Source organism: Pseudomonas marginalis (genome assembly GCF_001645105.1).
In the GTDB taxonomy this organism is placed as follows: Bacteria; Pseudomonadota; Gammaproteobacteria; order Pseudomonadales; family Pseudomonadaceae; genus Aquipseudomonas; species Aquipseudomonas petroselini.
The window spans coordinates 29,008-41,771 of the sequence record NZ_LKEG01000033.1; the positions used below are offsets into that span (position 1 = coordinate 29,008).

Consider the following 12,764-nt stretch of genomic DNA (forward strand, 5'->3'; position numbering starts at 1 on the left):
CGTGAGAGAACCGTTACCAGAAGAGCATTTTCAACGCCAAGGCGACGACGACGACATTGAAAGCGCTCTCCATCCACTTATCGCCTTTCTGTAGAGCAAACTTGGCGCCCGCATTGGCGCCCACCAGCGTGCCTATGATCAGGCAACATCCGTACTGCCAATTAATGATGCCGCTGATACCGAATATTATTAACGAGCCAACGGAGAGGATGAGACCTCCGACTTTCCGAGTACCAATTGACTCACTGATCGTTTTTTTAAAAAAAATAATATACAAATAAGTTGATAACTTGGCTTGGCCGCCAAATAAACCGCCAATCATGCCCACGGGAACAAACAGTACATAGCCGCAAAAGCGCCTGAGCGATGAGGGTGTAGCCTTCGGCGAATGAGGCTTCCTGATGAGTGAAAGTGCCACCAAGAGTAGCGTCAGGCCGCCAATGATTTTATGCAGCAGCGCGGGGTCTATTTGCACGAGCAGACTTGCACCGATCAAGGCGCCCGCCAACCCAAGTGCCGCCGCGGGGGCCGCTAGCCTGTAATCCACTTTTCCACTGTTATGAAAGTGCCTCAAGCCGGCGAACATAGTGCCTACCGAAGCCAGGCGAGCGGTCGCTATCGAAGACTGAGGGGGTATCCCAAGCCAGATCATCACTGGAACGGTTAGAAATACACTGCCTCCCGTATTGGTTCCGATAAAACCCGTTATAACACCCAGCAGCACCAATCCAGCGCCTGTCAGCCATTCATGCTCAACCATAATGGGGGTTCATACCTCCAGCAAAGCACCCAGCTCTCGCTCCAACTCTTCCTGGTCGCCCAGATTCAACTCGATCAGCCGCCGCAAGTGGCTGATCGACTCCAGATCGATGTCTTTGCACACAAAACCCAGTTGCCCATGATCCTCATGAGTGAGCTTCACTTGCATCTTTATATGCGCCTTGGGGTCCAGGCGTATGTCGACATCGAACGGCAGCGCCTTATTGCCCTTCCAGTCTTCGGGCCGTTGCACCAACAGGCCCCTCAGCGACAAATCTACTAATTGCACTGGCCATTCGCGCCCGTTTTGCCGAAGTTCGGTCTTGGCATCAAAGGCGATCCGGCGAAAACGACGGCGGTCAGACGGCTGCTCGGTCATGGTGAAACCCTCTGTGGTTAAAAGGATTGTAGCCCTGCGCCATCATCGGGCCGTTATTTCTGCTTTTTTTGCCCCTAGAAGGCTCTAGACCAACGTAGGGGGGTGGCCTTTAAGGCCAGTAGCGCTAAACTCCGGATGGCTGTCCTTTCTGTCCACCCTGGCTGGAATATAAAAATGAAAAATAATAATAGCCTGCTACGCCACCTACCCTGGCTGGTGCTGGCAATTGTAGGAGCGTGCGCCCTAGGCGTAGTGGCCTTGCGCCGCGGCGAGGCGATCAACGCCTTGTGGATTGTGGTCGCGGCTGTGGCCATCTACTTGGTTGCGTACCGTTACTACAGTCTGTTCATCGCTAACAATGTGATGCAACTCGACCCACGGCGGGCCACCCCCGCAGTGCTCAACAACGACGGTCTGGACTATGTGCCGACCAACAAACACATCCTATTCGGTCACCACTTTGCCGCGATTGCCGGTGCAGGCCCGCTGGTCGGCCCGGTGCTGGCGGCGCAAATGGGCTATTTGCCCGGCACGCTCTGGCTGATTGCCGGCGTGGTCCTGGCCGGTGCGGTGCAGGACTTCATGATCCTGTTCTTGTCCACGCGTCGTAACGGCCGTTCCCTGGGGGATATGGTTCGCGAAGAGATGGGTCGCATCCCCGGCACCATCGCGCTGTTTGGCTGCTTCCTGATCATGATCATCATCCTCGCGGTGCTGGCGCTGATCGTGGTCAAGGCCCTGGCCGAGAGCCCGTGGGGCATCTTCACCGTGATGGCGACCATCCCGATCGCGATGTTCATGGGCATCTACATGCGCTACATCCGCCCGGGCCGCATCGGTGAAATCTCGATCATTGGCGTGCTGTTGCTGCTGGGTTCGATCTGGCTGGGTGGGCAGATTGCTGCTGATCCGGTGTGGGCCAAGGCCTTCACCTTCACCGGGATCCAGATCACCTGGATGCTGATCGGCTACGGTTTCGTTGCAGCGGTACTGCCGGTGTGGCTGATCCTTGCGCCGCGTGACTACCTCTCCACCTTCCTGAAAATCGGCACCATCATCGCGCTTGCCATCGGCATCCTGGTGACCATGCCCGACCTGAAAATGCCGGCACTGACCCAGTTCATCGACGGCACCGGCCCGGTGTGGAAGGGCGGCTTGTTCCCGTTCCTGTTCATCACCATCGCCTGCGGCGCGGTCTCGGGTTTCCACGCGCTGATTTCTTCGGGCACTACGCCCAAGTTGTTGGCCAGCGAAAGCCATGCCCGCTACATCGGTTATGGCGGCATGTTGATGGAGTCGTTCGTGGCCATCATGGCGATGGTTGCCGCTTCGGTGATCGAGCCCGGCGTTTACTTCGCCATGAACAGCCCGGCCGCTATTGTCGGTACCGACGTGGTGACCGTGGCGCAAACCGTCAGCAGCTGGGGTTTTGCAATTACCCCTGAAGCCCTGTCGGCCGTGGCCCATGACATCGGTGAAACCACCATCCTGGCGCGTGCCGGCGGTGCACCGACCCTGGCGGTGGGTATCGCGCAGATCCTGCACAGCGTACTGCCGGGTGAAAACACCATGGCGTTCTGGTACCACTTTGCGATCCTGTTCGAAGCGCTGTTCATCCTGACCGCCGTCGACGCCGGTACCCGTGCCGGTCGCTTCATGCTGCAGGACTTGCTGGGCTCCTTCGTGCCCGCGCTGAAACGCACCGAGTCATGGACCGCCAACCTGATCGCGACCGCCGGTTGCGTGGCCATGTGGGGTTACCTGCTGTACCAAGGCGTGATCGACCCACTGGGCGGCATCAACACCTTGTGGCCGCTGTTCGGTATCTCCAACCAGATGCTGGCGGGTATCGCGCTGATGCTGGCGACCGTTGTGCTGATCAAAATGAAACGCCAACGCTACATCTGGGTGACCATGCTGCCGGCCGTCTGGCTGCTGATCTGCACCACCACCGCGGGCTTCATCAAGCTGTTCGACGCCAACCCGGCGATCGGCTTCCTGTCGCTGGCCAAGAAGTACAGCGATGCGTTGGCCAATGGTCAGATCCTGGCCCCGGCCAAGAACATCGACCAGATGCAGCACGTGATCTGGAACGCCTACACCAACGCAACGCTGACGGCGCTGTTCCTGTTCGTGGTATTCAGCATCCTGTTCTATGCGCTCAAGGTCGGCGTCGCCGCCTGGGGCAACAAAGAACGTACGGATAAAGAAGCCCCGTTCCAGGCTGTTCCGGACGCGTGATTGAGGATTGCAACCATGTTCAATGACATCAGTCGCCTCGGTAAATACCTCGGTCAGGCCGCGCGCCTGATGGTCGGCATGCCCGACTACGACACCTACGTCGAGCATATGCAAACCAAGCACCCGGACAAACCGATGATGGACTACAAGGCGTTCTTCCGGGAACGCCAAGAGGCCCGTTACGGCGGCAAGGGTGGGCCCAAGTGCTGCTGACTCGGTAACCCGGGCTAGCAGTGGTTTATTGTGGGAGGGGGCTTGCCCCCGATAGCGATGTGTCAGTGACATACCCGTGCCTGACACACTGCTATCGGGGGCAAGCCCCCTCCCACATTTGTTTTTGTATTCCTCCAAGGAGAATATTTTGTCCTCTCCCATTCCAGTAACCATCCTCAGCGGCTTCCTCGGGGCCGGCAAGACCACCTTGCTGCGCCACCTGCTCAAGGCCGAGCATGGCCTTAAAATCGCGGTGATCGAAAACGAATTCAGTGACGCCGGTATCGACACCCAGCTCTTGGGCGCCGAACCGGTGCAAGTCATGACCCTGTCCAACGGCTGCGTGTGCTGCACCATCCACACCGACCTGACCAAAGCCCTGTACCTGCTGCTCGAGCGCCTGGACAGCGGCGAGATCGCCTTCGACCGCCTGGTGATCGAGTGCACCGGCCTCGCCGACCCCGCCCCCGTGGCCCAGACCTTTTTCATCGACGAGGAACTGCGCGAGCGCTACATCCTCGATGGCATCATCACTTTGGTGGACGCAGCCCACGCTGAACATCACCTGACCCAGACCATTGCCCAGGCCCAGATCGGTTTTGCCGACCGCCTGCTGGTGAGCAAACGCGACCTGGTGGATGACGCCACCTTCGATGCGCTCAGCGAACGCCTCACGCGCATCAACCGCCGTGCGCCGATACGCGTGGTGGACCATGGCATCATTGACCTGGCTGAACTGCTCGATGTGCGCGGTTTCAACCTCAACGCCGGCATGAGCCTGCGCCCGGTGAGCGCCGCGCCGTCCGTCGACCGTATTTCCAGCCTGGTGCTGCGTACCGAGGAACCGCTGGATATCGACCGGCTCAGTGAGTTCATGAACGAACTGCTGGAAGACCATGGCAAGCAATTGCTGCGTTACAAGGGCGTGTTGAACATCGCCGGGGAAGACCGGCGCATGGTGTTCCAGGGTGTGCTTAAGCTCTACGGTTTCGATTGGGATACCGAGTGGGCCGAAGGCGAGGCACGGGAGAGTGTGATTGTGTTTATTGCCGACGAATTGCCGGAAGACAAGATTCGCGAAGGGTTTGCAAAGGTCTATCAACCCTGATTTGACCTGAAACACAGTCAAAAATGGGGGAGGGGGGCTTGCACAGGTTGAGAATTCAGTGTTTTCAAGCATAAAAAAGCCCGGCTCAAGCGCCGGGCTTTTTAGTCAAGCAACTGCAATCAAGCGCCGTACACCGGCAGCTTCTTGCAGATGGCCTTGACCTTCTCACGCACCGCGTCGATCACGGCTTCGTTGTTCAGGTCAGCCAGGATGTCGCAGATCCAGCCAGCCAGTTCCTTGCACTCTGCTTCCTTGAAGCCGCGAGTGGTCACCGCCGGGGTGCCGAAGCGCAGGCCCGAAGTCACGAACGGCGAACGTGGGTCGTTCGGCACGGAGTTCTTGTTCACGGTGATGAAGGCTTTGCCCAGGGCAGCGTCAGCATCTTTACCGGAAATGTCCTGCTTGATCAGCGACAGCAGGAACAGGTGGTTCTCAGTACCGCCGGACACCACGTCAAAGCCGCGCTCGATAAACACGCTGGCCATGGTCTGGGCGTTTTTCACCACTTGTTGCTGGTAAGTCTTGAACTCAGGCTGCAGCGCTTCCTTGAAGCAGATCGCTTTGGCGGCGATGACGTGCTCCAGCGGGCCACCTTGGGCGCCAGGGAATACGGCGGAGTTCAGCTTCTTCTCGATCTCGGCGTTGGCGCGTGCCAGGATCAGGCCGCCACGTGGACCGCGCAGGGTCTTGTGGGTAGTCGTGGTCACTACGTCAGCGTAAGGCACCGGGTTCGGGTAGACGCCAGCGGCGACCAGACCGGCTACGTGAGCCATGTCAACGAACAGGTATGCGCCCACCTTGTCGGCGATGGCGCGGAAGCGTGGGAAATCCAGGATCTGCGAGTAGGCAGAGAAACCGGCCACGATCATTTTTGGCTTGTGCTCGACCGCCAGGCGCTCGACTTCGTCGTAGTCGATCAGGCCGTTGGCATCGATACCGTATTGAACGGCGTTGTACAGCTTGCCGGAGGACGAAACGCTGGCGCCGTGGGTCAGGTGACCGCCGTGGGCCAGGCTCATGCCCAGGATGGTGTCGCCGCCTTGCAGCAGGGCCAGGTACACGGCGCTGTTGGCTTGGGAACCGGCGTGCGGCTGGACGTTGGCGTAATCGGCGCCGAACAGTTCTTTTGCACGGTCGATGGCCAACTGCTCAACCACGTCGACGTACTCGCAACCACCGTAGTAGCGCTTGCCTGGGTAGCCTTCGGCGTACTTGTTGGTCAGAACCGAACCTTGAGCCTCCATCACCGCAGGGCTGGTGTAGTTTTCCGAAGCGATCAGCTCAATGTGCTCTTCCTGGCGCACGGCTTCTTGCTCCATGGCGGCGAAGAGATCGGCGTCGTACTTGGCAATAGTCAAATCACGGCTGAACATGGCGGTCCTCAAGGATCGGGGGCAGAAAAGGAGGGCATTCTAACCCAATGGGTTTTAGATGGCATATGAAAGGACATCATGTCGCGGACAAGCGGGGCTCATCTGGGATAGGCGGTGGCTGTGAGTGCCTAATCGGGGGCAGGCTCCCTCCCACAGTTGAATGTGTTCACAGATCAGAATGTGGGAGGGGGCTTGCCCCCGATTAGGCCAGTGGCCTCACCGCAGAATTTCAGTCGAACATGAACAGCGCATCATTGCTGAACTGCGCCTCGAACCGATTCGCCGGCATCGGCCGCCCGAACAAGTAGCCCTGCACCTCGTCACACCCATGCTCACGCAGGAAGTCCAGCTGCTCATGGGTTTCCACGCCCTCGGCGATCACGGCCAGGTTCAGGCTGTGGGCCATGGCGATAATCGCGCGGGCGATCTGCGCGTCCTGTTCGCCGGACGGTAGGCCATCGACGAAGGTGCGGTCGATCTTCAACACATCGATGGGGAATTGCTTGAGGTAGTTGAGCGACGAATAACCCGTGCCGAAGTCGTCGACCGCAATGCTCAGGCCCAGGTTTTTCAGGCTGTCGAGGATATGCAGGGCTTCGTTGACTTCGCGCATCAGGATACTTTCGGTCAGCTCCAGCTCCAGGCATGCCGGCGGCAGGCCGGTGTCCTTGAGAATGGTGGCGATGCGCGTGCCCAACTGCCCGTCGGAGAACTGCCGCGCCGAGATGTTCACCGAGACTTTCGGCACGCGCACCTTGTTCTGGTGCCAGGTCTTGAGCTGGCGACAGGCTTCGCTGATCACCCAGTCGCCCACGTCCACCACCAGGCCCAATTCTTCCAGCACCGGGATGAAATCCCCCGGCGGCACCAGGCCACGTCGTGGATGACGCCAGCGCAGCAAGGCTTCGGCGCCGGTCAGGCGTTTACCGTCGCCGCTGAACTGCGGTTGGTAATAGAGCACGAATTCGTTCTGGTCCAGGGCGTGGCGCAGGTCGCTTTCCAGCTCCAGGCGCTCCAGGGCGCTGGCGTTCATGTCCGCCTGGTAGAACTGGAAATTGTTCTTGCCGCGTTCCTTGGCGTGATACATCGCGGTGTCGGCGTTTTTCATCAGCTGACTCAGCTCGTTGCCGTCCTGCGGGCTGAGGGCGATGCCGATACTGGCCGTCACAAAGAACTCGCGGCCTTCCAGTACGAACGGTTTCACCAGGCTGGCGAGGATCTGCTCGGCCACATGGATCGCACGGTTCAGCGCCATTTCGCGGCTGATCCGCGGTTGCAGGAGCAAGGTGAACTCGTCGCCACCCATGCGCGCCACGGTATCGTCTTCGGCCACGCAGCCCAGCAGGCGCGTGGCCATTTCCTTGAGCATGCGGTCGCCGGCGGCGTGGCCCAGGGAGTCGTTGATCGGCTTGAAGCGGTCGAGGTCGAGGAACATCAGCACCACCCACGACTTCTGCCGTTCGGCCGACTGCAACGCAGTGTGCAGGCGGTCCTGGAACAGCGTGCGGTTAGGCAGGTGGGTCAGGGCGTCGTAGTAGGCCAGGCGGTGGATGCGTTGCTCGCTGGCCTTGCGCTCGCTGATATCACTGAAGAAGCACACATAGCTGGCCAGGTCGCCTTCGTCGTCGAACACGGCGGTGATGCCGACCCAGGCGGGGTAATGCTCGCCGTTGCGGCGCTTGAGCCACACTTCGCCTTCCCAGGTGCTGTGCTGGTGCAACTGTTTGAGCACGTAGCGCAGGTGGGCTTCCTGCTGTTCGTCGACGGTAAGCATGTTCGGCAACTGGTCGAGTACATCGCTGACCTCATAGCCGCTGACCCGGCTGAACGCCTCGTTGGCTTGCACGATGTAACCGGCGGGGTCGGTGATCAGGATCGCCGACGTGGAGTGTTCGAAAACCGTGGCCGCCATGCGCAGGTCTTTCTCGGCACGGCGTTGCTGGCTGATATCGCGGCCCACGCCAAGGATGCCTTCGAATGCGCCGTGTTCGTCCCACACCAGCACCAGGCGTAACTCGATCGGCACTTTGCGACCGTCAGCGCGCAGGCAGTCGAACAGGAACAGTTGGGTTTGAATCTCATCGCGCAGCTTATTCAGTGCTTCGATATCGCCCAAGGCGCGGCTGACCTGTTCCACCAGGCTATAAATGCCGGTCAGTTGCTGCGGGTTGGCGATGATCGACTGCCAGCCGTTCTTGAACACCCAATCCACGTCATAGCCCAGCACGGCGTTGACCGAAGGGCTGATGTAATTGAGGGCCAACTGGCTGTCGGTGGAGCAGATCACGTCGCTGATGCTTTCGGCGAGCATGCGGTAACGCTGTTCGCTGTCGCGCAGGGATTCGCTGGCTTCGATCTGATCGGTGATGTCCTTGGCCACGCCGATGATGCGGGTGATCTGCGCAGACTTGTCGCGGGCCAGGGCCTGTTCGCGGATGTCAAAACGCCGCCATTGGTTGTTGCGATGGCGAAAGCGCAGCTGGCATTGCAATTGGGTGGTGTAGCCGACCTGGCGTTGTTGCTGGCGCAAGTCGTGGTAGTGCTCGGCGTCCTCGGGGTGCAGCAGGATTTCCCAGAAGTATTCGCCCATTTGCTGCAGTTCGGCTTTGTTATAGCCGAGGGTGTGGCCCAAATGGTGGTTGCTGAAAATCATGCGCTGGCTGATCACGTCCTGCACGTACAGGTGATCGGGGACGGTGCGCACCACGTCCGACCAGAAGCTCTCGCGCTCCACCAACGACAACTCGATCAGTTTGCGGCTGGTGATATCACTGATGCTGAGGATCACGGCCTTGGAGTCGTCCTGCTGCTCCGGCAGGCGCATCACCAGCCACAGGTACTGCTCGTTACCGGCCACGTCCTTGAGCTGGATTTCCAGCTCCAACTGGTGCTGTTGGGTCAGTACGGCTTCGAGGATCTGGTAGCCGATGGAGGTGGCGTTGCGCGGGCAGTCATCGATCAGGCGCTCCCAGGCCTCCTCGCAAGAGCCCACGTTGAGCAGGCGCACCGCCACTTGGTTGACCTCGGTGATGCGCAGTTCCTTTAGCAGTTGCTGACGCTCATCGGGGTTGTCCTGCAGCCAGGCGTGCAGTTGCTCGCGAGTCTCCAGTGGGGTCCTTTGGAAGAAGGTATTCAGGCCTGACAGGTCAAGCACGCACAGGGCCACGCCGGTGCCTTCGAAAATATCCTGGTAGCGTCGCCGCCCTTCATGCACCTGGCGCTGGCGACGGCGCATGTTCAGCAGCACGATTACCGGGATCAGCGAGAAGGCCAGGCCCAGCAGGCATTTGCCGATGAACGCCGGCAGCAGTTGTTCCAGCACGGCGGTGCGGTCGAACAACCCGCGCAACTGCCAGTCGCTTTTGCTCAGGGGCGTGACCAGTACGCTTTTATTCAATTCGTCCGGGGTGAGGGCGGACGTCCACTGCGCCGGCATACCACTGTCGCGGCTGATGACGCGGTGGTTGAGGCGATTCTCGATGGCCCACATGGGGCGCAGGCCCTGACCGTCCTGGCGTGTGAGGTTTGCCAGGTAATTGGGCGACAGGCGCAGCGCCCAGTAAACCCTCGAGCCACCGCTGGGCTGGTGCAGCAATAGATAGATGAGGGTGCCGTCGTTGCTGTTGCTCAGGTAGTAGGACTGGCCGTGGCTGCGCTGCACCAACTCCTCGAGCAAGGCGCTGTCCTGGCTGTCACTGGCGCTGTCACTGATCACCGCGCCGCTGGGGGCGAGCAGGGCGAGGCTGCGCAGCTCCGGCAGCGAGCGCTGCAGGGTGCGCATCAACGCTTGTTGCTGTTCGCTGTCGCGCGGTGGTTCGATCATCGGCAGCAGGTTCAGGGCGATTTTTGCGCTCAGGGCCATGTTCAGGCTGATCTGTTCAGCCAGGTCGGCGCTGTAGTCGATGGTGTATTGCTGCTGGTTCTTCTGGTTTTGCTGCAGCTGGTCCAGCAGTTGCCAGAACAATAAGGCGAGCAGCATGAGGACGAGCGTCGCCAATGCGCCTTTGAGGGTGCCGTGCAGGGGCGCTCCCGGCGCAATATGAGCGGCGCGCAGGGGAGTTGGCGGCGTGACTTTGGACAAGCTGTGATCCTGCGGTTTGGCTGGACTGGCGCGCGACGTGCACTATAAGCCGGACGCCCGGAGGGCGGCTAGCATGCCTTGACTTGTGGCAAAGTGCCAGCCCCGCTTGGCGGGGACTAAAGCGCGCTGCCGGTATGGATCAGGCTGTCTGCCAGCCGGGTCAGGATCGCCAGCGTGAAGAGGCTGATCACCACAGAGGCCGCGCGGTTGATGGTGTGGGGCGTCAACCAGGCGTATCCGCCTTGTTTGATGCGGGCTCCGAACAGTACCCAGGTGCACCCCACCGGTATCACCACCAGCGTGAATTGTGCGACGAACTGCACATACAGGTTCACGTCGGCAAACGTCTGCATCGGGACGATGAACGAGACGATCAGCAATCCCTTGGGGTTGATCAGCGTCAGCAAAAAGAAATGCAGTTTGGATACGCGTGCTGCAGGCGCGGAGTTGAGTGTTTCGTCGGGATTGCACCACAGCAGGTAGGAAGTCCTGATCAAATAACAGACCGAAGCGAACTGCACGAGCTTGAGCCCCCATGGCGCGCTGTCGCCCAGATGGCTGAGCAGGTAGCCCCAAAAGGATATTTGCACCAGGTACGCCAGGCATTCCAGCAGGCTCAGTGGCCAGGCGCGCCTGAACCCGGTGAGTAATCCCGAGCGCAATAGCAATGTGTTGGTGGGCCCCGGCATTAACAGCAGCAACGCGAGTGCAGACATGACGCTGAGCATGAAGGTTGTTTCCTGAAACCGCTGAGGGGGGGATGGCCGGCTAATCTAACAGATAGATTTCGATACGCTCGGTCACTTAGGTTAACCTTGAGGATTCGCAATGCTATGTACCGCGCCATGACGCTACGTAGGCCTGTTCTCACTTTTTCATGAGGTCCACATTTTGGCTCAATACGTCTTCACCATGCATCGGCTGGGTAAAGTTGTCCCTCCGAAGCGGGAAATCCTGAAAAATATTTCGCTGTCCTTTTTCCCTGGCGCCAAGATCGGCGTGCTCGGCCTCAACGGTTCGGGTAAGTCCACGCTGCTGAAAATCATGGCCGGCGTCGACACTGAGTTCGAAGGCGAAGCCCGCCCGATGCCCGACCTGAACATCGGCTACCTGCCACAGGAACCCATCCTGGATCCGACCAAGACCGTACGTGAAGTGGTCGAAGAGGCCGTCAGCGTCATCAAGGACGCCCAGGCGCGCCTGGATGAAGTCTATGCCGCCTACGCCGAACCGGATGCCGACTTCGACAAACTGGCAGCGGAACAGGCCAAGCTTGAAGCCATCCTGCAGGCCGGCGACGGTCACAACCTGGAGCGCCAGCTGGAAGTCGCCGCCGACGCGCTGCGCCTGCCCGCCTGGGACGCCAAGGTCGAATTCCTGTCGGGGGGTGAAAAACGTCGTGTGGCCCTGTGCCGCCTGCTGCTGTCGGCCCCCGACATGCTGCTGCTCGATGAGCCTACCAACCACTTGGACGCCGATTCCGTCGCCTGGCTGGAACATTTCCTTCACGACTTCCCGGGCACCGTGGTTGCGATCACGCACGACCGGTACTTCCTGGACAACGTTGCCGGTTGGATCCTCGAGCTCGACCGCGGCGCCGGTATCCCTTACGAGGGCAACTACTCCGGTTGGCTGGAAGCCAAGTCCGACCGTCTGGCTGCCGAATCCAAGCAACAATCGGCGCATGAAAAAGCCATGAAGGAAGAACTGGAGTGGGTGCGCAAAGGCGCCAAGGCCCGCCAGTCCAAATCCAAGGCACGTCTGCAACGCTTCGAAGAAATGCAATCGCAGGAATTCCAAAAGCGCAGCGAGACCAACGAGATCTACATCCCGGCCGGCCCGCGCCTGGGTGACAAGGTCATCGAATTCAAGAACGTTTCCAAAGGCTATGGCGACCGCGTGTTGATCGACAACCTGTCGTTCTCCATGCCAAAAGGCGCGATCGTCGGCGTTATTGGTGGTAACGGTGCGGGTAAATCCACCCTGTTCCGCATGCTGATGGGTAAGGAAACGCCGGATTCAGGCACTATCGAAGTCGGCGAAACCGTGCAGCTCGCCTGTGTGGACCAGAGCCGTGAAGACCTGGACGGCAGCAAGACAGTGTTCCAGCAGATTTCCGAAGGTTCCGACCAGATCCGTATCGGCAACTATGAAATCCCGTCGCGTACCTATGTCGGCCGTTTCAACTTCAAGGGCGGCGACCAGCAGAAGTTCGTCAAGGACCTGTCCGGTGGTGAGCGCGGTCGCTTGCACCTGGCCCTGACCCTGAAAGAGGGCGGCAACGTGCTCCTGCTCGACGAACCGTCCAACGACCTCGACGTTGAAACCCTGCGTTCCCTGGAAGAAGCCCTGCTGGACTTCCCTGGCGCCGCCATTGTGATCTCTCACGATCGGTGGTTCCTTGACCGCGTCGCGACCCACATCCTAGCGTACGAAGACGACTCCCAAGCGGTGTTCTTCGAAGGTAACTACACCGAGTACGAAGCGGACCGTAAAAAGCGTTTGGGCGAAGCCGCTGCCCAGCCGCACCGTGTACGCCACAAAAAACTCGCCTGATCTGGGTGGGTGGTGTGAAAGAGCGGAGCCTTCGGGGCTCCGCTTTTTTTTTGC

Annotated in this window: 9 protein-coding genes; 4 read left to right on the plus strand and 5 right to left on the minus strand. The window is 59.7% G+C overall.

Annotated features, from left to right (window positions below):
* Positions 1–13: 13 nt before the first annotated feature.
* Together AO064_RS08970 and AO064_RS08975 are read right to left on the minus strand one after the other, a co-directional pair.
* On the minus strand, positions 14–760 hold the full coding sequence (locus AO064_RS08970; RefSeq protein WP_064053086.1) for a sulfite exporter TauE/SafE family protein: 747 nt from the start codon (positions 758–760) through the stop codon (positions 14–16).
* Between the two features lie 9 nt (positions 761–769).
* Entirely contained in the window at positions 770–1,138 is a 369-nt protein-coding gene (locus AO064_RS08975) for a PilZ domain-containing protein (protein WP_064053087.1), read from the minus strand.
* 174 nt (positions 1,139–1,312) lie between these two features.
* Here AO064_RS08975 and AO064_RS08980 point away from each other — a divergent pair, with 174 nt between their 5' ends.
* The 3 genes from AO064_RS08980 (at position 1,313) to yjiA (ending at position 4,700) form a co-directional block, all read left to right on the plus strand.
* On the plus strand, positions 1,313–3,379 hold the full coding sequence (locus AO064_RS08980) for a carbon starvation CstA family protein (protein WP_015885984.1): 2,067 nt from the start codon (positions 1,313–1,315) through the stop codon (positions 3,377–3,379).
* A gap of 15 nt (positions 3,380–3,394) precedes the next feature.
* A complete protein-coding gene (locus AO064_RS08985) occupies positions 3,395–3,592 on the plus strand; it encodes a YbdD/YjiX family protein (protein WP_003176208.1) in 198 nt (65 codons plus the stop codon).
* A 148-nt stretch (positions 3,593–3,740) separates the two neighbouring features.
* A complete protein-coding gene (yjiA, locus tag AO064_RS08990) occupies positions 3,741–4,700 on the plus strand; it encodes a GTPase (protein WP_015885983.1) in 960 nt (319 codons plus the stop codon).
* Between the two features lie 119 nt (positions 4,701–4,819).
* Here yjiA and glyA read toward each other — a convergent pair whose 3' ends face one another.
* The 3 genes from glyA to AO064_RS09005 all read right to left on the minus strand — a co-directional run bounded on the left by glyA (position 4,820) and on the right by AO064_RS09005 (position 10,882).
* Positions 4,820–6,073, minus strand: a complete 1,254-nt coding sequence (glyA, locus tag AO064_RS08995) for a serine hydroxymethyltransferase (protein WP_015885982.1) — start codon at positions 6,071–6,073, stop codon at positions 4,820–4,822.
* A 229-nt stretch (positions 6,074–6,302) separates the two neighbouring features.
* Complete coding sequence (locus tag AO064_RS09000; protein ID WP_064053088.1) at positions 6,303–10,154, minus strand: bifunctional diguanylate cyclase/phosphodiesterase; 3,852 nt, start codon at positions 10,152–10,154, stop codon at positions 6,303–6,305.
* Between the two features lie 116 nt (positions 10,155–10,270).
* Positions 10,271–10,882 (minus strand): LysE family translocator, encoded by a 612-nt coding sequence (locus AO064_RS09005; RefSeq protein ID WP_064053089.1) that lies wholly within the window; start codon positions 10,880–10,882, stop codon positions 10,271–10,273.
* Between the two features lie 163 nt (positions 10,883–11,045).
* Here AO064_RS09005 and ettA point away from each other — a divergent pair, with 163 nt between their 5' ends.
* A complete protein-coding gene (gene ettA / locus AO064_RS09010) occupies positions 11,046–12,710 on the plus strand; it encodes an energy-dependent translational throttle protein EttA (protein WP_015885979.1) in 1,665 nt (554 codons plus the stop codon).
* The last annotated feature ends 54 nt before the right edge of the window (positions 12,711–12,764 follow it).

Excerpts from the sequence above, each read along its gene's own strand:
- AO064_RS08970 (WP_064053086.1), bottom strand. The coding sequence starts at position 760 with ATGGTTGAGCATGAATGGCTGACAGGCGCTGGATTGGTGCTGCTGGGT.
- AO064_RS08975 (WP_064053087.1), bottom strand. The coding sequence starts at position 1,138 with ATGACCGAGCAGCCGTCTGACCGCCGTCGTTTTCGCCGGATCGCCTTT.
- AO064_RS08980 (WP_015885984.1), top strand. The coding sequence starts at position 1,313 with ATGAAAAATAATAATAGCCTGCTACGCCACCTACCCTGGCTGGTGCTG.
- AO064_RS08985 (WP_003176208.1), top strand. The coding sequence starts at position 3,395 with ATGTTCAATGACATCAGTCGCCTCGGTAAATACCTCGGTCAGGCCGCG.
- glyA (WP_015885982.1), bottom strand. The coding sequence starts at position 6,073 with ATGTTCAGCCGTGATTTGACTATTGCCAAGTACGACGCCGATCTCTTC.
- AO064_RS09005 (WP_064053089.1), bottom strand. The coding sequence starts at position 10,882 with ATGCTCAGCGTCATGTCTGCACTCGCGTTGCTGCTGTTAATGCCGGGG.